Here is an 18,825-nt window from a genome sequence, read left to right as displayed (position 1 = left end):
TAGGGTAGACACTAATATCAGCCTGATATTACTTAAGCGAAGATTGATGAAAATCAAAAGTGACGTGAATGTCGTGAGGCGGCAACATCAACCTTCACTTATTCATCGCCGTGCCCGGCCTGATTTTGGGTAACACGGATATGATGACGGTGATGGACCTATGGCAAATATCCATGTGAGATTGACGGGTATTTGCACCAAGGTGTTCATCCGCCAAAGGATGGATGGCCACCCCGCGACGATTTTTGATAGACGGCAAATTTCAACTTGGAGAACGTTTGTGAGCAAAATCAGTATGACCAAAACCGCCTGCCATCTAGCAGCGGTGGCTGCTTTGGCAGGTGTGGCAACCAGTGCATTGGCCACCAATGGCATGTATATGGAGGGTTATGGCCCCATCGCGACGGGGATGGGTGGCGCTTCGCAAGCGGTTGATCAAGGTAACGCGGCCATGGCGCAAAACCCGGCAACGTTGGGCATGATGGCTGACGGTACGGCGCGTCTGGATGTGGCATTGGGCATTCTGGGGCCTAATGTGAAAAGCAGCATCCCCGCTTTTGGCATGAGCGCAGATTCGGGCGGTACGTCCTACATCATGCCTGCGTTTGGTTATGCCCGGCGCAATGGTGCTTTGACCTATGGCATCGGAATGTTCGCTCAGGGTGGCATGGGCACTGAATATGCCGCCGACTCATTCATGGCGCTGGGCTCTGGAGAGGATGTTCGCTCTGAGCTGGGTGTCGGGAACGTGATTTTCCCGTTTGCCTACCAGGTTAACCCCAATTTGACGGTGGGTGCAACATTCAAATTCATGTGGTCTTCGCTTGACATGAAGATGGCGGCACCGGGTGCAACGCTGGCAGGTATGGTGACCGGTGCAAGCGGCAATCTGGCCATGGCTCTGGGGCCGCTTGGAGGAGCACCCTGGGCACGGATCAACTTTTCGGACAGCAGCGATTTCTCGGGCGCTGCCAAATCCACCGGCTTTGGAGCCTCGTTGGGGGCGACCTATCGTGTCAATCCGAACCTGGTGCTGGGTGCGTCCTATCTGCTCAAGTCATCGCTTGACGACATGACAACGGCGGAGGCAGAAGCCAGCATGACGGCCATTGGCGGGTTCCTGGACAAAGGCAAGATCACCGTGGTTGACTTTCAGATGCCCGCTGTGTTGGCCTTTGGTGCCGCATGGCAGGCCAGCCCTTCCCTGCAGGTGGCGGCTGACATCAAGCGCATTGGCTGGAACAGTGTGATGAAGAGCTTCAAGATGCGTTATGACAGCGCCATGATGGGCGGCTCGGTCAGTTTCGCCATGCCTCAGAACTGGGAAGATCAGACCGTCTTGAACCTTGGCCTGGCCTGGAAGGCCAATCAGCAGTTGACCTTGCGTGCGGGCTTGAATTTGGCAGACAACCCGGTGCCGGACGCCTATGTCAATCCTTTGTTCCCTGCCACGGTCAAGAACCATGTCACCCTGGGCATGGGTTACAAAGTGTCAGATAAGGGTGAAATCAATGCAGCCGTGACGTTTGCTCCCAAAGTGACGGTTACCAGCGGGGCCGGGCCGGAAATCTCCCATTCCCAAACCAACTGGCAGTTCATGTACAGCCACAGCTTCTAAATCAGAAACCTGAAACGGACTTGGATGGCCGAGCGGGCCTCCAAGTCCTTTTTTGTTTCTAAAGAGAAATGAATAGCATAAAACTAGCTCTCTCATTGGGCTTGGGGCTCCTTGGCTTTGCAGTGCATGCGCAGGAAGTGCCCCGACTTTACCAGGGGGCTGATCTGGTCTTGGGCGGGAAACTGATCGCAGAGCACCAGTGCAGTGCTTGTCATCAAAAGAAAGCGGGTGGCGATGGCAGCGCCATCTACCGCCCGACTGGGCGAATCAATTCATTGCCCGCCTTGCGCGGCATGGTGGAGCAATGCAACACCGAGTTGAATCTCGGCCTATTTCCTGAAGAGGTAAATTCGGTCGCCGCAGTGCTTAACCGGGACCACTATCGCTTGTCTAAGTAGTAATACCGATAGTGAAAACACCAATGGTTTGACAATTCTCAATCTGTATATTCGCACTATTGAATATACAGATAGATGAATGACTGATCAGCAACTGCCAGCGGTGTCCGGGTTTGCGCTTGAGCGAGCTGCAGAGTTGTTCGGTGTGTTGTCGACGCCGGCACGCTTGCACATCATCACCGTGCTTTTTGCAGGTGAGCAAAACGTGACGACACTGCTGACGCAGGTCGACCTTTCGCAGCCCAGCATGTCGCGGCACCTCAACGTGTTGTACCAGTCTGGGGTGCTGGCGAAGCGGCGCAGTGGACAAAACGTTTTCTATCGAATCGCTGACGACATGGCGGCAACGGTATGCAAGGCGGTGTGTTTTCAGGTTGATCCGGAAGGTAAAGCCGTGCACAGCAGATTTTTGAAAATCTGAGCGTGGTCACCGGGTCAAAAGAAGAGAGCAAGGTCAATTTTTCGCTAGAACTTAACCCAAAGGAGACTCCTATGCAGAATCGTCGTGAGACACTCAAACACAGCGCCATGGTGGCCGGCCTGCTGGCCACAACCGGACTGTTTCCGCAATACGCTCGGGCTTTCAACAAGAGCGCTTTTGAAGCCAAGAACCTGGCGGATGCCCTCAAGGCCTTGGGTGCCGGTGCGCCCACCGAGAGCAAAGACGTCACCATTGGCGGCCCCGACATCGCTGAGAACGGTGCAGTCGTGCCCTTGACTGCCAGCACCAAGCTCGCAGGCGTCAAGCAGTTGCTGATTCTGGTGGAAAAAAATCCCTCCGTGCTGATTGCAGCGTTCAACGTGACGCCAGCGGTACAAGCCAACTTTGCCACCCGGGCCAAGATGGGTCAATCGTCCGATGTGTACGCGGTGGCCATCACCAACGACGGCAAAGCGCTGTTTGCCAAGAAGGAAGTCAAGGTCACCTTGGGCGGATGCGGCGGCTAAGTTGCCAACCCGATCTTTTTCACAAAACTCACCTATTGAATTCAGGAGATAAAAATGGCAGATCCGATGCGCATCCGCGCCCAAGTGAAAGACGGTATCGCAACCGTCCGTGTTTTGATGAGCCACGAGATGGAGTCCGGTCAACGCAAAGATTCGGCTGGCAAACTGATTCCCGCCTGGCACATCACCGATGTCACCGCCACCCTCAACGGCACCCCGGTGCTGACGGCCGAGTGGGGCTCAGGCGTTTCCAAGAACCCGTTCCTTCAGTTTGAGGTCAAAGGAGCCAAGGCTGGCGACAAGATTGCCGTGACCTGGAAGGACAACAAGGGCGACACGCGTACCGACGAAGCGGTCGTTGCCTGATAAGGCGCCTTTCCCCAAGCAGACGCGCCAACCTATTTGCGCAACCCACGAGGAGACAAAACAGATGAAAAAAATGCTTGCCTTAGCGGCGCTGACGGGTGCGTTGGTGCCCGCTGCCTTTGCTCAGAAGTCGGCGGCGGTGCAGTCGATTGAAGAATACCGCGCCATGCTGGCCGACGGCAACCCGGCCGAGCTGTTTGAAGCCAAAGGTGAAGACCTGTGGAAAAAGGCCCGCGGCCCGAAAAACGCCTCGCTCGAAAAATGCGATCTGGGCCAAGGCCCGGGCGTGGTCAAAGGTGCGTTTGTGACGCTGCCGCGTTACTTTGCCGACACCAACCGGGTGCAAGACCTGGAGTCGCGCCTGCTCACCTGTATGGAAACCCTGCAGGGCCTCAATGCCGCCGAGATTGCCAAAACCGGCTTCGGCAAAGGCGAGCAAAACAACATGACCGCGCTGGCCACCTGGATTGCGGCCGAGTCGCGCGACATGAAGTTCAACCTGCCGCAAGCGCACCCGCAAGAAAAAATCTCCTATGAGGTGGGCAAACGTCTGTTTTTCCAGCGCGGTGGCCCGCATGACTTCTCGTGTGCCTCGTGCCACGGTGGTGACAACTGGCGCATCCGTCTGCAAGACTTGCCCAACCTGACCAAAAACCCGGGCGACGGCATTGGCTTTGCGGCCTGGCCCGCTTACCGGGTCTCCAACGGCCAGATGTGGGGCATGCAACAACGGCTGAACGACTGTTATCGCCAACAGCGCTTTCCCTATCCGGGTTTTGCCAGCGACGCCACAGTGGCATTGGGTACCTATCTGGGCGTCAACAGCACTGGTTCCAAGTCCATTGCCCCCGCCCTCAAGCGCTAAAACATCAGGAGAATACGCATGAAAAAGCAACACCTCATCGCCTTGTCCCTGATCGCTGCCGCCGCACTGGCCGGCTGCGCCAGTGCGCCCAGTTCGGCCGACCTGGACAAACTTGCCGCGGATGCCGTTAAGAGCTCGTTTCGTGACGAAGGTATTGTGAAGGTCTCGGTGCTGAATCCCGACGACCTCAACACCGCCTGTAGCGCTGCCGAAGTGGCTGGCAAGCCGCTGGACCATGACACCGCAACCGCCTTGCAGAACACTCAGCTGAAAACCATCAAGTGGCCAGCTGATGGCAACTACATGGGCGACTGGAAAAAGGGCGAGGCTCTGGCACAGAGCGGGCGCGGTCAAACCTTCACCGACGACGCCAAGACGCCCAACGGTGGCAATTGCTACAACTGCCACCAGTTGGACCCCAAGGAAATCTCCTTTGGCACGATCGGCCCCAGCCTGACCGGTTATGGAAAGACTCGCGGCGTCACCGCCGACCCAACCGGCCCGGCGGCCAAAGCGGTGATCGAGTACACCTGGGGCAAGATCTACAACTCGCGCGCTTACAACGCCTGCTCGGTCATGCCGCGGGCCATTCACAAGGGCATCATCACCGAGGCACAGGCCAGGGACCTGATGGCTTTGCTGCTGTCACCGGATTCACCGGTCAACAAGTAGGCGACAGCGTTTAACGATGGCCCGGCCTGCCCGGGCTTTTTCATTTTTTAACTGACAGGTTTTGCGCGATGAATTTGACCAAACGTGAATTTATGCAAGTGCTCGGCGCCGGCACCATGGCAGGCATGGGGCTGAGCGCGTGTGCGCAGCTCGACACCGCCACCGCGTCGGAGGGCTTGTACGACATTGCCCCATTCGGCAACGTGTCGTTCTTGCACATGACCGACTGCCACGCCCAGCTCAAACCCATTTACTTCCGCGAGCCCAGTATCAACCTGGGGCTGGGCAGCATGAACGGCAACCTGCCGCACCTGGTGGGCGAGCATTTGCTGAAAGTCGCCAATGTGCGACCCGGTACGGCACAAGCCCACGCCTTGACTTACCTGGACTATGAACAGGCGGCCAAGCGCTACGGCAAGGTCGGTGGTTTTGCCCATCTGGCCACGCTGGTCAAACGCATGAAAGCCAGCCGCCCGGGCGCGCTGCTGCTGGATGGGGGGGACACCTGGCAGGGCTCGGGCACGGCGTTGTGGACCAATGGCCAGGACATGGTCGATGCCTGCAAGCTGCTGGGGGTGGACGTGATGACCGGCCACTGGGAGTTCACGCTGGGCATGGAGCGTGTGAAAGAAATCGTCGAGAAAGACTTTGCCGGCAAGGTCGACTTTGTGGCGCAAAACGTCAAGACCAACGACTTTGGCGATCCGGTGTTCAAACCCTATGTGATCCGCGAGATCAACGGCGTGCCCTGTGCCATCATCGGCCAGGCCTTCCCCTACACCCCGATTGCCAACCCGCGCTACATGGTGGCCGACTGGGCTTTTGGCATTCAGGACGAAAACATGCAAGCCATGGTCGACGAGGCCCGTGGCAAAGGCGCGCAGGTGGTGGTGGTGATCAGCCACAACGGCATGGATGTGGACCTGAAAATGGCCAGCCGCGTCACCGGCATTGACGCCATCATGGGCGGCCACACGCATGACGGCATGCCCGTGGCCAGCATTGTCAGCAACAAGGGTGGCAAAACCATCGTCACCAATGCCGGTTCTAACGGCAAGTTTTTGGCGGTGCTTGACTTTGCGGTCAAAGACAAAAAGGTCACCGACTTCCGCTACAAGCTGCTTCCGGTGTTTTCCAACATGTTGCCCGCCGACGCGACGATGGACGCACTGATTACTAAGATTCGTGCACCCTACGAGGCCAAACTGAATCAGCAACTCGCCGTCACCGAAGGCACGCTGTACCGCCGTGGCAACTTTAACGGCACCGGCGACCAGTTGCTGGTGGATGCACTCATGGAAGTTCAAGGCGCTGATCTGGCGTTTTCACCCGGTTTTCGTTGGGGTACCACCCTGCTGCCGGGCCAAGCCATCACCCGTGAATGGTTACTGGACATGACCGCCACCACCTACTCTTACGCCACTTTGACCGAGATGACGGGGAGCACCATCAAGACTGTGCTGGAGGACGTGGGTGACAACCTGTTTAACCCGGACCCCTATTACCAGCAAGGCGGCGACATGGTGCGTGTGGGCGGGATGAGTTATGCCTGCGACCCAACGGCGGCGATGGGCAGTCGCATCAGCGACATGCGGCTGGGCGGCAAACTGATCGAGGCTGACAAAAAATACAAGGTGGCCGGGTGGGCACCAGTGTCAGAAGAGGCCAGAAGTCAGGGTAACAAACAGGTGTGGGAGGTGGTGGAAACCTGGCTGGCCGCGCGCGGTGGCAAGGTCTCGGCGCGCAAGCTCAATGCGCCCAAGATCATCGGCGCTTTGCCTAACCCGGGTTACGCACAGGTTTAAGTTTGGCGCAGACGTGGCGGGTGGTCCGCCGCTTGAAAACCGTGTCTCTGCCGCACAGGCCGGGCACAAACCCGCCGGGTTTTGCAAGTGCGTACGGGAGTGTTCGACATCACCAGCGCCCTTCATTGACCGGGGTGTTCGATACCCTGCACTCGTCCACTTTGCCCCAGTGATCTGGCTCGCAGAGTTTCCGGCGCGCGCGCTCGATGCAAAACACGCGTTCAAGAATATTCTTTTCCTCGCAGGATGCCAGGCGTTTGCGTAACTCGGTCAACCAGTCGGGCTTGCCGGCCTCTGGTTTGAGGGCGGCGGTGGTCTCGGATGTGCGTTCAACCGGTGTCACTGTGGCCAACGGCCGGGTGCTGAATTCACCTTCTGGCACTTTGGATGCCACCGCCGGCGGGGGCTTTGGCTTCGCGGCTGCCGATGTCGCCGTGGCTGTGCTGGCTGCTACAGCAGGAGTGGCCCTGACCTTGGGCAGTGTTGAAGTGGCGGACGCTGTGCTGGCTGGCTGCACGGCAGGTGCCGCCAAAACCGCCACGGGTGCAACAGCCGAAGCCGCTGCCGCAACGGCAACCGATGCCGAGACAGTGATCGGCGCAGGTGGCGCTTGAAGCTGCGGTGGTCTGGCGGTGACAGGTGGCGTTGCGCCCACCACTGCGGGGGCGGCGATGGGTTCGGCTGGTGCCTTGCCTGCGGCCACGAAAAAGTAGCCACCCAAACCCAGTAACACCGCCAACGCACCACCGATCACCACCCACTGTGCCGCAGCAGACGAGCCTGGCTTTGCGGCGACTGTTGGCGCCATGGGAGTAGCTGGCCTGTTCTGGCTGGCTGTCGGCTCGGCGGTTGACTCGCCCAGCAATTGCCTGAATTCGGCAACCGTCTGTGGTCGGTCAGTCTGCCGCACAGCCAGTGCCCGATCCACCGCACACAACAATTGTTGGCTGTAGACGCCATGCACACTGGAGGCCAGTGGCTGATAACTGTCTTTCACCAGCCGGCCTACAGCCACTGCGGGCGGACGGCCGGTGATGGCGTGGTAGAGCACGGCACCAAGGGCATAGATGTCGGTCCAGGCACCCTGGGGCAGATTGGGGTCGGCGGCGTATTGTTCAATTGGGGCGTAACCCGGCTTGAGGATCACCGTCAGGTTATTGGCCATGTCTCCGATCACCTGTCTGGCCGCCCCAAAATCAAGCAGCACTGGCTGGCTGGTGTTGATCAGGAAGATGTTGTCGGGTGCGATGTCGCGGTGAAAGCAGTTCTTGGCGTGAATGATCTCCAGCGCATCAAGCAAGGGTGCCAGCATTTGCCGCAACAAAGCCTCGGGTGGCGGCCCGGCCATCTCGGCCATGGCTTTTTTCAGCGTCTGACCCTCATACAAGGGCATGACCATGTAGGCAGTGCCATTGGCTTCCCAGAACCGGTAGACCTTGACCAGCGACGGATGGTCAAACAAGGCCAACATGCGCGCCTCGTTCACAAAACTCTTCAAACCCGCCTGAAAGGTGTCGGCGTGGCGGCTCGACTTGACCGACACCGTGTGCCCATCCCGACGGTATGCCAATGAGGAGGGCATGTACTCCTTGAGCGCCACTACCCGCCCCAACGACTCATCATGTGCCCGGTAAACAATGCCAAAGCCGCCAATCCCGATCAAACCGGTGACAACGAACTCGGCAATGCGCGTACCCACCGGCAGGGTCAGCACGTCGTCCGTTGATGCACCTGGCTCCAAAGCGCCAAATGCCGTGGAGACACTGGTGCCTGCTGGGCCAATCTGTGATGGTGTTAAAGACTCTGGCATGGGTTTGTGCATCCTCCGCAGTGGCACATCGACGTTGCCGCCGAGCACGCATTCTAATAGCGGGTACGCACCACGGCGTTTGCCCAATCACGACTCACGTGGGCGCGGGGACTGTGGCTTGCATCGGGGTGACGCTGATATCAGGTTCATTAGCTGGATCTGGCTTCGGCATATAGCTGGCAAGGCAAACCATTCCCTTATCTGGGGAAGGCGTTACCATTGCAACAGGATGCATTGACGCTTTGAACCCCATGAAAACATCGTCCCGATGCTATGTGAACGTGCTTTCGGCCCTGGCAGTCGCATGTCTGATGGTCTGGGGAGGTGACGTTCGAAGTGAAACCACGGAGTCCGAGCCAGTCAATTTTTTGTTCTCGGGTTTCGGCACATTGGGCGGAGTTCATTCGCGAACCGATTTTGGCGGTTCGTTTGCACGCGACGTTTCCCAGTTGCCTGGAACACCCGGAACCCAGTTCAAGGCAGATTCCCGCTTGGGTGCACAGCTCAACTGGAAACTAAGTGAGTCATTCGAGGCGGTGGGGCAGGTGGTGGCACGAGATCGCTCACCCCTGGCTCGATCGGCGGACAATCTGGAATGGGCGTTTCTGGCCTATCGTCCGACAGCCGACACCACGCTGCGGCTTGGCCGCGTCAGTATGGATTTGTTCCTGCTGTCCGATTACCGCAATGTGGGTTTTGGCTATCTTTCGGCTCGACCGAACGTGGATTTTTACGCACCGATGTCGCTGAGCAGCCTCGATGGCTTCGACTTCAGCCAGGCCTGGGTGGTGGGCGACACCGCTTGGCGCATCAAAGGCACTGCCGGGTCCGCCAAATATGACGCTTTTTTCGGACGAAGCCAATTCAATGATGTCCGGGGCCTGGTGTTGAGCCGGGAGCGGGATGGCTTGACCCTGCGTGGCACCTTGACCGTGGCCGATTGGAGTATCGAAAAGAATTCACTTGCTCAACCACTGAGACAAGGCCTGAATGCGGTGGCACTTTTGCCGGTGCCGACTGTCGCCAGCCAAGCCGCCGCCATGTCGACGGCGTTAAGCCTTGAGAACATCCGCGCGCGCTACACCGCATTGGGTTTGGCCTACGACAGAAACAACTGGGTGATCAACGCCGAGTGGATGCGGATTCTGATGCACAACGCGCCCACCGTGTCCGGTACCGGCATCTACGTTTTGGCCGGTCATCGATTCGGCGCTTTGACCCCATTTGCCGGATTGAGCCGAAGCCGGTCGCTTTCGCCACCTTACTCGGCTGCCACCTGGGGCGCCGAGCTTGCCCCGTTGGCCCCCGTCCTCGGGGCGGATGTTGTGGCCAAAGCACAAGTGCTGGGTCAAATCGCAGCCGAGCAACTGAACGGCACCCGGGTCGACCAAAGTACCCTGACTATTGGCCTGCGTTGGGACATTGACCCGAGTCTCGCCCTCAAGCTGCAGTGGGATCGCGTCAAAGTGCGGGAAAACGGTGTTGTGCTTTGGGGTGGTCAGCGCAGTGGCGGTACCGCCAATGTCGCGTCAATGGTGTTTGATTTCACCTTCTGAGCAGCATGTCCAGCACTTCCCAAACCTGCCTGGGTGTTCTGACCTGCCTGCTTGCGTTGGGAACCTGCCGCGCCGACGTGTTTGTGATCGCATCAGCAGAAGCGCCCTTGCAGACGGTTGACATCAAAGAGGTGCAGTCACTTTACATGGGGCGGCGGCGGGTGCTGGCGGGCGGCGGGCAGGTTCAGGCCACAGATCTGCCACGCAGCCATCCCTTGAGAGAGCTTTTTTATGTTCAATTGACTGGCATGACCGCTGCGCAGGTGAACAGCTATTGGGCCAGGCTATTGTTCTCCGGGCAGTCAACGCCTCCCATGACCTTCGCCGACGAAACCCATATGGCAAGTTACCTCAAACGTACACCGTCTGCGTTGGGCTACGCTTCAAGCCCGCCAGCGCCGGCATCCGGACTAAAAACAGTCATGGTTTTGAAGTCAGCGACAGACACCAAACAGGGCAATGCACCTTAAACGGCTTCAGGATGGTTTGTTGATCGCCCTGCTGGTGGTCGCTGGCCTGCTTGCCAGCGGCGGTGCGTTGCTGGCTTACCTGGGTGCCTTTAACCGTGCACTGAGTCAGGGCGAGGACACGCTGAATGGTTTACTCGTGGCGGTGGAAAGGACAGCCAGCATCGGAGCCTATGCCGACGATGCCATTTTGCTGCAGGAGGTGGTCGATGGTCTGTCACTGAATCCGCTGGCGGGCTTTGTGGAGGTCAAGCGTGCCAACGAAACGCCGTGGGTTGTGGCCCGAGGCAACAAAACCGACGTTCCCCTGGAAGATGGCGGTATTTGGGTTGAGCGCAAGCTGAAGTCCCCTTTCGACGCGGCGGAAACCACTGGTTTGATACGGATCGCCGCCAACATGGCTGTGCTTCGCAGTGCAGCCCGCTCGGATGCATGGGTGCTGGCGTGGGCCATGCTCTCGCAAGCTCTGTTGGTGGCGCTTTTGCTCTATGGGGTGGCGACACGTCTGGTGTCCAGACCCATCGTTGAACTTGCCGGCTCCATGCGCGCCATCGTCCCGGGAACCGGTCAACGGCTCGATGTGCCGGCATTTCACCAGCACGACGAACTGGGCGCCCTGATCCGCAGCGCCAATGAACTGTTGACGTCGCAGGAACTGGCGTTGCAACGCGAGCGTGACCTGCGGGCGGAAATTGCCCAATTAGGTGCCGAATACGAGGCCATATTTTCTGCCAGCAGTGCCGGTATTTTTGTCATGACACCCCGCATGCAACTGATCCATTGCAATGCCAGGGCACGTTTCTTGACGGGTTGGGATGACTATGGCCAAGGCGCGGATCCAAACGAAACGTTTGTCGACACCACATTCGCCCAGCCCGATGCGTTCCATGAGATGGTCAGCAGAGCCGCATTTCACGGCGGCACAGAGTCTGTGGATCTCGAATTGCGCGGTATCGATGGTCCGTCAAAGTGGGTGCATTGCCTGGTCACGGCACGGGCTGAAACTCAAGACCAGCCGGGCGAGAGGTCGGGGGCCATTGAAGGGGTGATTTACGACATCACCGATCGAAAGCAAGCCGAACTTGAAGCCAGCCACAGGTCTTTGCACGACCCGCTGACCGGCTTGAGCAACCGCCGTGGCTGCGATGTCACCCTGGCACAAATGCTGGACGCAGCGCGCACGCAAGCCAGCGGGCTGTGTGTCATTCACCTCGATCTGGATGGTTTTAAGGCCATCAATGATGGTTATGGCCATGCCGCGGGTGACGAGGTATTGGTTGAGGTGGCGCGGCGCATCCGCAAGCTGGTGCGGCGCGGGTCAGACCTTGCATCCCGGGTAGGCGGAGACGAGTTTATTGTGGCCCTGCGCGATGCCGACGAAGACAGCCAACACCTGTGCGATACCGCGCTGGGATTGCTGGCACATCTATCAGAGGTGATTCAGCTCGGTGGCGGTGAATCCGTCCAGGTCGGATTGAGCATGGGCATTGCCTGTTATCCACGGCACGGCGAAACCGCCTCGGCGCTGATCCATCACGCCGATATGGCCATGTACGAAGTCAAACGCAGTGGCAAGAACGCGTTCGCGATGGCCTACCGATGAATCAATCAAGGTTCTGCTATTTCTCCAGTACGTTGACCATTTCTGCATAACCATAGCTGCGCGCCAGCACCAGCGGCGTCTTGCCATGGCGATCAGCGAGTTGCACGTTAGCACCCGCATCCACCAAGGCCTTGAGAGTTGCCTGGTGTCTGGGCCCACCATTGCCGAGCACGATGGATTCGATGGCGGCCGTCCAGTGCAGGTTGTTCACATGGTCCAGCGGAGCGCCTGCCGCAATGAGCTGTCGCACCACGCCATCGTGCCCCAGATGCGCGGCGGCAATCAGTGCCGTGCCGTCATAACGGCTGGTTACCAGCTTTGCGCTGGCACCCAGACTCAGCAGGATGCGCAGGGTTTCTTCATCATCGGCCACCGCGGCAATGGTGACAGCGTCGTAGCGATCATTTTCCAGCGCGCTGGTCTCGGCACCCGCCTGCACCAGTGTATGCACGGCAGCGCGCTGCCTGGCAAAGGTGGCGACATGCAAGGGCGTGCGGCCTTGAGCATCTCGTGTATTCAGGTCCGCTTTGGCGGCAACCAGCCTTTCAATGGTTCGTACATCGCCACGCACTGCGGCTGCGTGCAAGCCGCGGTAAGCGGCGATCTCGCTGGTTGATGGTTCCACCTGCGCGTGGCACCACTGAATGGCAATCAAACCACCCACGCCAAAAGTGATCTGCATGACCCGCAACAACCGGCGTGAAAGTGAGTTTGTCATGGTGTTATTGCTATCTTTGCTACGAAAAATATTGCATGCTTGTTTCATAAATATTGGGCTATAGCCTGATTTACTTCAAAAGTTCTTTGACTTTGTCGAGTGCCGCGACGGCACACTGCTCGTCCAGATGGCCGCCGGGTGCACCACCCACGCCCACCGCACCAATGACTTCGTTGCCAACCTTGACCGGCACCCCCCCTCCCACCAGCAGGAAGCCCGGGATGTAAACCAGATTGGCAGCCGCAGGGTTTTTTTGTGCCCCTTCCATCATGGCCAGCGTGGTGTTTTTGGCCGAGGCAGCGGTAAATGCCTTTTGCTGGCTCGCGCCCAGCGTGTGTGGGCCAGCAAGGTCTGCGCGCTGGACCGCGCGCACGCTGCCGGCGCGGTCGACCACGGTGGCCGTGACGGCATAACCATTGGCGGTGCAGGTGGCCACGGTGGCGGCGGCAATCTGATTGGCCAGGTCGAGTGACATATTGCGCTCGGTACGCACAGCCTGTGCGCTGGCGCTGGTGGCGGCGGTGGAAAGAATCAAGGCGGCAAGGTGAATTTTTCGCATGGGTTACTCCAGATTTTTGGTCATCAAACGGTTCAATCAACCGTGTGAGCACTGTAAAAAACTGGGCGCCTGTTGCCTATCGGTGCGGCTACGCCCGAACCTGCGTAGAACTACGCAGTCAGGTTGCGGCGTCTTCGTCCGCCAGCGCGGCGTACTGGCGCACCAACTGCGCCAACGCGTCAATCTCCAGCTTGGCGAACAGGTTGGCGCGGTGGGTTTCTATGGTGCGTGGGGACACCTGGAGTGCGCGACCTATCTCCTTGTTGGTCAGGCCTGCCACGATCATGCCAAGCACCTCGCGCTCGCGCTGCGACAGTTGTGCGTAGCGCAGGCGCGTTTGCCGGTCGGCCTGGTTGCGCTGGCGTGACTGCACGTGCTGGCGCACGGCGGACTGCAGCGCTTCAAGCAGACGTTCGTCGTCCACCGGTTTTTCAAGAAACTCGGTGGCACCGGATTTGAAGGCGCGACGGCACATATCGATGGTGCCGTGGCCAGTGAGCAGGATGACGGGCTGGTCAACCTTTTGCTGCACCAGCCTGTCCAGCACTGTCAGTCCGCTGATGCCTGGCATGCGCACATCCAGCAAAATGGCCCCAATGCTGTCCCGGTCAAACGTCTGCAAAAATGCTTCGGGATCTGCCCACGGTTGCACCCGAAGCCCCACGGTGCCAATCAGCAGTGCCAGGCTCGAGCGCACCGCCTCGTCGTCGTCGATCAGATGAATCAGGGGAGAGAGCGGGGTGGTCATGCTGCGGTGCGGGCCAGCGGTATCTGCAGCGTGAACTCTGCCCCCTGCGAAGGCCGGTTGGCCGCACTCAGGCTTGCACCCATGTTCATGGCCAGGGTTTCGCACAGGCTCAGGCCCAAACCCAAACCGCCTTCGCGGGTCGAAAAGAATGGCTCAAACACTTTTGACAGTGCCTCGGCCGGTATGCCTGGCCCGTTGTCCTGCACCTGCAGTTGCCCCAGCGTTTCGGTGCAGCTCAGCAGCAGAGTCAGCGATCGGTTCTGGGGCGGCAATGGTTCCATCGCTTGCAGGGCATTGGTGAGCAGGTTGTGGATGATCTGTTCCAGTGCCACAGGGTCGGCCAATACGTCAAAGGGTGCACCGTTCATACTCAGGGTGTGGGTGCATCCGCTGCGTTGCAACTCGGGCTCCAGCAGATACAGCACGTGGCGGCATGCGCCATGCAGGTTGACGCGTTGCGACGTCGCACCCGTGCCGGGGCGTTCCACGATGCGGCGCAGCCGGCCGACTACGTCAGACGCCCGGCGTGCCTGTTGTACCGCCAGGCGCATGGCGCTACGCGCACCAGGCAGGTCCGGATCGACATCATCCAGCATGCGGCTGGCGGCCTGGGTGTTGGCCAGAATCGCCGTGAGAGGCTGGTTGATTTCATGGGCCATGCCGGCGGCGAGTTCGCCCAGCGTATTGAGCCGGGTGAGCTGGCCCAGGCGCTGCCGCTGTGCATCACGCTGCTGCTGCACGCGCTGTTGCACCAGCCCATGGGCACGCGACAGAACAAGGGCCAGCGCTGCCGCACTCAAGAACATCCAGATCCATGGCAAGGTGGACCAGGCCAGATGCAGTTGCGACACCACCTCAAACGGCTGGCTGTCGGCCGCCAGTACTTTACGGGCTTCAAAAGTCCAACCCGGATCATCCGCCGCAAACGGACGCCCGGCCTGCAGGATGTAGCTGGCCTGCGCCAACTGCAACCGCACTTGGACCGGGCTGGTCTCTGGTGCCATGGGCCATTCGGCCCAGGGCACCAGATTGCGGATGTTGATGGTCAGTGCATAGCTGTCCGGCTGCGCGGCCAGCACCAGCTGGTAAGTGCCTTTTTGCAGGTCGATATCAGTCAGCACTGCGCGCTTCAAGCCTTGTGACTCCAGTTCGGCGCTGGCGAGCGACGCCGTGGGCCATGCCTCGTCTGGCCCACGGCGCGCGGCGGCCGCAATCTGGCTATACAGCGCCGGCAGGCGTTGCTCGGAACCGTCGGCCGAGGTGCCGCTGCGCAATAGCGCAAGTGTCGCCAAAATGGCGTCGAGTTGCACCACACGCTGGCTCAGCAACCGGTGCACGATGCGCGCATGGGTGTCAAACACATCCTGCTGTCGCGTCAATGCCTGGCGCGCAATAAAAACACCAGTCAATATTGAAAGTGCTACCCAGGTCAGCAGCCAGTTCTGAAGGCGTTTGAGGTTCGCAAACATGCCCAATCATTTTGGCACAGGGGTTTACTGCGCCACGTCACCCATCCGCAAGAGGCGGGACGATGGATGGTTTTGTGTTGGATCGCCAGCCGTCCGATGCCCGCATTGCCCCCCCACCAGTCGGACATGGCCGCGCCAGAAACTCAGACAACGTCAATGCTGTTGGGGAAGAAACTCTTCCACAGCCTCCAGCAGCGGCGTCATGTACATCAGGGCCGGCCCGCCGTGCATCACCACCGCCATGAAGCCGGCTTCCATCACCTCGTCACGACTGGCACCGGCCTCAATGGCATGCTGCACATGAATGGCAATGCACCACTCGCACTGTGCGCCGACGGACAACCCTACATTGATCAGCTCTTTCTCACGCAGGGTCAAGGCCTTGCCACCCTCCGCCTTGCGCATGAAGCCGAGAAATGCATTGGTTTCGGCGGGATAGCCAGCCTTCAATTTGCTGATCAGACTGGATATCTCATTGAGTTTTTCTTGTGTGTTGCCCATTGCATTGCTCCCGGTAAGTTAAGGAAAAATCGATGAAGACCTCGGCCTGCTTCCCGGTCGGCTGGATTTGTGGCGCTTGCAGCAGCGGGTCATCGAGCGATGAGTTTGAAGCAGCGGCTGCCATGCGTCTGTGCGCCCGCGAACATGAATGTTGGCGCTACAGCCACCGGTTTGAGCATAAAGATTCGATTTTCGTTTCGCCAGGTTAGGCACCGCTGGACGTGGCATGGCGGCGTTTCACTTCCGACACTGATGATGAGATGAGGGCTTCCAGTACCTTGGTGTCTACCTCGGCCAGACGTTTGAGGTACAGGCATGACTTCCCGATCTTGTGCTTGCCAAGTCGGGCCAAAAGTTCTTGTTGCTCCGGGCATTCAGCGACGAGGTAGACCACTAAGTCCCTGCCGCGCACAGCAAAGCCGGTGATACAAGACTCACCGGTGCGGCCGCTTTCGTACGTGTAGGTATAGCTTCCGTAACCGACGATGCTTGGTCCCCACATGCTGGGCTGCTCATTTGTCACGCGCTTGAGCATTGCCATCAGGGTCTTGCAGTCCGCAAGTTGCTCTGGCGATGCGCGCGACACGAGGTATTCGTCAATGTTTGCCGCAGTGGGCTTGGTCTTTGCCTCGGCCATGAGGTAGCTCCTGAGAAAAGGTCTCGCCAGTGGATGGTGACGGCTGAGGTAATGTAGCTGACAGCCGATCCTGGCCGGACCAAGCCAGACGAAATCAGTCGCGCCATCGCGAATCTGCGGACGCTCATCCTGGACATCAATGTCAGTTCGCTGGCCATCAGGGATTGGCAAACCGTGGTCTGTCCCGGGCATATCAAGCCGCACTATTGGGCGCAGGGCTATTTGCCTGCACACTTTTTCAGTTGCGGCCCGATGTGTGCGATGCCAATGGTGTAGGCAATCGCCAAACCTGACGAGGAGTCCGTCCAAGCCACGGCGCGCGAGGCCCAGGATGGCTATGCGCGAATCACCGATTGATGCTCCTGCCCAAGCGCTTCAACTTCCGTCGGGTATCTGGCGTTAGCCTAGAGCTGTGGCCCCCGCTCAACCGTCTGATCGACGGCATGACGACGGTGATGCTGGCGGGACGAATTGGATGCTGAAACCCCTTCTCGGATCCGCGCAGAGCTTTGCCGGGCTTTCAGATGCTGGACAAGGCGATGGGCCAATGAGTTGAGGGAAATGGCGACAGACACCGGTTCTGCCGTCGTGGCCGTGAGGGCGATGTCAGAAAACCATGGTCTGTCCCTTATTTCCACGCAACCATGGCAAGTGTTGCCAGCCTTGGACCACGCAGCATTGGCGATCGCCGCAGTTGTCAACTGCGCAGCGATTGCTGACCCAGGGACTTGGGTTGTTAACGACTCCATAGGGCTAGAAGCAGTCAGATGCCGTGCTCCATACCGGGCACTCAAGAATGCAGTTTTAACGTTCGAACTGAGGCGCGAGCGCAGGTGTGGCATTTGCTTTGGTTGGCTTGGTGGACGGCCTTGAGTACTGGACAGCAAGGGCTTTGGCAATCCGACCGATGAGTTCCAGCGGCAGTTCCTCGCTGTACGGGAACGACAGGTTTCCTTTGGGTCCCCGAAACCGGGCAGTCTCAGAGATGAGTTCTTCATCGTCCGTGACAGGCGGATAGATGCCAACGTGCTTCTTGAAACCTGCGAAGTACAGGAAGATTCGCTGCTGCCTGAAGGCCGGCATGTTGTACCCGATGCACTGGACTGCTCCGGGGATTTGCCTTTCGACCGCGCGCTGAACCTGCAGGAGCTTGGCGCGCGCTTCTGGGTTGCACGTGGCAAAGTACTCCTCGTGCGTGGTGAAGGGCATGACTTTTGGCTCCCGATGATCTGACGAGCGACGGATGGCGCCGGCTGTGCTGCCTAACGCCTGAGTTCATGCGCCACAGAAGGCGGTCGCGTGGAACGAAATGTTAGGCTCCACTCGCAGCCATTCCGGCGCTGGAACTCTTGCGGTGAAGCTTCTCCACTTCTTCAGGGACGCTCACCAACACCACGCAGCCTGCGTCCGACTGCACGGCATGTATGTTGCCGGGAGCGGTGAAGAGATAGTCGCCCGCATGTAGACGGTCTTTGCCCAACCGGATGTCACCCTCCAAAACGAAGATCTCCTCGCCTCCGGGATGAGTGTGACCAGGGTAGGTGGCGCCGGGGTCGAACTTCAGAAGAATCGTTGGTGCCCTGAGGGCCGACGTGTCGAATCGCAGAACCTTCACGTAGACGCCGCTGACTTCTGGTTCATCGAGTGGTTGCCACTCTATTGCATTGCTACGAACCAATTAATTGAGTTTAGGGTCAGGTTTGATTTTGACTTCCATGCCACGCTCCTGCGGATTCGGTCACTGCTTTGGGCCTGCCGTGATGGTCGTTGTGTGGGGCAAAGCGTTTGAGCTGAGCCGCGAGCGCCGGGATGGCACATGGCCCGCGAGGCCGATGATAGGTACCACCGGCTCGCGGGCCAAGTGTCATGCCGGTGCGAGTAGGGGTCAGCGAAGGCCACATAGCTCTACCAGCAGCTCTTGCTTGGCATGAGGTAGTTTGCTTCACCGCTGCGCAGGCATGGCACAGCCACGCAAGCCTTCGACGGTGTTGGCACCCAACTGTAGAACTGCATTGGCGTCGGATTCAATCAACGCAATGATCGACTCGCGCGGTCCCTGGCGCCAAGCGGGACTTGCGTAGAAAG

Annotated in this window: 20 protein-coding genes; 11 read left to right on the top strand and 9 right to left on the bottom strand. The window is 59.0% G+C overall.

Features of this window, described 5'->3' with window-relative positions:
* Positions 1-280 precede the first annotated feature (280 nt).
* From KBF66_RS09470 to soxB, 8 genes are all read left to right on the top strand, one after another.
* On the top strand, positions 281-1,618 hold the full coding sequence (locus KBF66_RS09470; RefSeq protein WP_296655571.1) for a DUF5723 family protein: 1,338 nt from the start codon (positions 281-283) through the stop codon (positions 1,616-1,618).
* A gap of 68 nt (positions 1,619-1,686) precedes the next feature.
* Positions 1,687-2,016, top strand: a complete 330-nt coding sequence (locus tag KBF66_RS09465; protein ID WP_296655569.1) for a hypothetical protein — start codon at positions 1,687-1,689, stop codon at positions 2,014-2,016.
* A 79-nt stretch (positions 2,017-2,095) separates the two neighbouring features.
* Entirely contained in the window at positions 2,096-2,437 is a 342-nt protein-coding gene (locus KBF66_RS09460; RefSeq protein WP_296655565.1) for a metalloregulator ArsR/SmtB family transcription factor, read from the top strand.
* Between the two features lie 71 nt (positions 2,438-2,508).
* The gene (soxY, locus tag KBF66_RS09455; protein WP_296655564.1) at positions 2,509-2,964 is read left to right on the top strand and encodes a thiosulfate oxidation carrier protein SoxY; all 456 of its coding nucleotides are present in this window, start codon (positions 2,509-2,511) and stop codon (positions 2,962-2,964) included.
* Positions 2,965-3,018: 54 nt separating this feature from the next.
* Entirely contained in the window at positions 3,019-3,330 is a 312-nt protein-coding gene (gene soxZ, locus KBF66_RS09450; RefSeq protein ID WP_296655561.1) for a thiosulfate oxidation carrier complex protein SoxZ, read from the top strand.
* Between the two features lie 64 nt (positions 3,331-3,394).
* Positions 3,395-4,195: a sulfur oxidation c-type cytochrome SoxA gene (gene soxA, locus KBF66_RS09445; protein ID WP_296655559.1), complete on the top strand. Its 801-nt coding sequence runs from the start codon at positions 3,395-3,397 to the stop codon at positions 4,193-4,195.
* An 18-nt stretch (positions 4,196-4,213) separates the two neighbouring features.
* Entirely contained in the window at positions 4,214-4,867 is a 654-nt protein-coding gene (gene soxX, locus KBF66_RS09440; RefSeq protein WP_296655555.1) for a sulfur oxidation c-type cytochrome SoxX, read from the top strand.
* A 68-nt stretch (positions 4,868-4,935) separates the two neighbouring features.
* The gene (gene soxB / locus KBF66_RS09435; RefSeq protein ID WP_296655551.1) at positions 4,936-6,672 is read left to right on the top strand and encodes a thiosulfohydrolase SoxB; all 1,737 of its coding nucleotides are present in this window, start codon (positions 4,936-4,938) and stop codon (positions 6,670-6,672) included.
* 109 nt (positions 6,673-6,781) lie between these two features.
* Here the strand turns inward: soxB and KBF66_RS09430 are convergent, their stop codons facing one another.
* Positions 6,782-8,482, bottom strand: coding sequence for a serine/threonine-protein kinase (locus KBF66_RS09430; RefSeq protein ID WP_296655549.1), 1,701 nt, complete (start codon positions 8,480-8,482; stop codon positions 6,782-6,784).
* Between the two features lie 251 nt (positions 8,483-8,733).
* Here KBF66_RS09430 and KBF66_RS09425 point away from each other — a divergent pair, with 251 nt between their 5' ends.
* The 3 genes from KBF66_RS09425 to KBF66_RS09415 are packed head-to-tail and all read left to right on the top strand — an operon-like array spanning position 8,734 to position 12,108.
* Entirely contained in the window at positions 8,734-10,038 is a 1,305-nt protein-coding gene (locus KBF66_RS09425) for a hypothetical protein (RefSeq protein WP_296655546.1), read from the top strand.
* A gap of 5 nt (positions 10,039-10,043) precedes the next feature.
* Complete coding sequence (locus KBF66_RS09420) at positions 10,044-10,508, top strand: hypothetical protein (protein ID WP_296655544.1); 465 nt, start codon at positions 10,044-10,046, stop codon at positions 10,506-10,508.
* Positions 10,498-12,108, top strand: a complete 1,611-nt coding sequence (locus tag KBF66_RS09415; RefSeq protein ID WP_296655541.1) for a diguanylate cyclase — start codon at positions 10,498-10,500, stop codon at positions 12,106-12,108. The genes KBF66_RS09420 and KBF66_RS09415 overlap by 11 nt, the downstream gene beginning before the upstream one ends.
* Positions 12,109-12,124: 16 nt before the next feature.
* On the opposite strand, the gene KBF66_RS09410 is transcribed toward KBF66_RS09415, so the two are convergent.
* The 8 genes from KBF66_RS09410 to KBF66_RS09375 all read right to left on the bottom strand — a co-directional run bounded on the left by KBF66_RS09410 (position 12,125) and on the right by KBF66_RS09375 (position 18,418).
* Positions 12,125-12,790 carry an ankyrin repeat domain-containing protein gene (locus KBF66_RS09410; protein WP_296655643.1) on the bottom strand — a complete coding sequence of 222 codons (666 nt, stop codon included), beginning with the start codon at positions 12,788-12,790 and terminating at the stop codon, positions 12,125-12,127.
* 106 nt (positions 12,791-12,896) lie between these two features.
* Positions 12,897-13,385, bottom strand: a complete 489-nt coding sequence (locus KBF66_RS09405) for a heme-binding protein (RefSeq protein ID WP_296655539.1) — start codon at positions 13,383-13,385, stop codon at positions 12,897-12,899.
* Positions 13,386-13,503: 118 nt separating this feature from the next.
* Positions 13,504-14,133, bottom strand: coding sequence for a response regulator (locus tag KBF66_RS09400; RefSeq protein WP_296655537.1), 630 nt, complete (start codon positions 14,131-14,133; stop codon positions 13,504-13,506).
* On the bottom strand, positions 14,130-15,602 hold the full coding sequence (locus KBF66_RS09395; protein WP_296655535.1) for an ATP-binding protein: 1,473 nt from the start codon (positions 15,600-15,602) through the stop codon (positions 14,130-14,132). The genes KBF66_RS09400 and KBF66_RS09395 overlap by 4 nt, the downstream gene beginning before the upstream one ends.
* A gap of 153 nt (positions 15,603-15,755) precedes the next feature.
* Positions 15,756-16,103: a carboxymuconolactone decarboxylase family protein gene (locus KBF66_RS09390; RefSeq protein WP_296655534.1), complete on the bottom strand. Its 348-nt coding sequence runs from the start codon at positions 16,101-16,103 to the stop codon at positions 15,756-15,758.
* Positions 16,104-16,308: 205 nt separating this feature from the next.
* Positions 16,309-16,740 carry a DUF1801 domain-containing protein gene (locus KBF66_RS09385; protein ID WP_296655529.1) on the bottom strand — a complete coding sequence of 144 codons (432 nt, stop codon included), beginning with the start codon at positions 16,738-16,740 and terminating at the stop codon, positions 16,309-16,311.
* An 804-nt stretch (positions 16,741-17,544) separates the two neighbouring features.
* Positions 17,545-17,949 carry a DUF1801 domain-containing protein gene (locus KBF66_RS09380; RefSeq protein ID WP_296655525.1) on the bottom strand — a complete coding sequence of 135 codons (405 nt, stop codon included), beginning with the start codon at positions 17,947-17,949 and terminating at the stop codon, positions 17,545-17,547.
* A gap of 103 nt (positions 17,950-18,052) precedes the next feature.
* Complete coding sequence (locus tag KBF66_RS09375) at positions 18,053-18,418, bottom strand: cupin domain-containing protein (RefSeq protein WP_296655522.1); 366 nt, start codon at positions 18,416-18,418, stop codon at positions 18,053-18,055.
* Positions 18,419-18,825 lie beyond the last annotated feature (407 nt).

Source organism: Rhodoferax sp. (assembly GCF_018063565.1).
In the GTDB taxonomy this organism is placed as follows: domain Bacteria; phylum Pseudomonadota; class Gammaproteobacteria; order Burkholderiales; family Burkholderiaceae_C; genus Rhodoferax.
The sequence above is the reverse complement of the archived record's forward strand: the minus strand, read 5'-3'. Positions and strand labels throughout refer to the sequence as shown.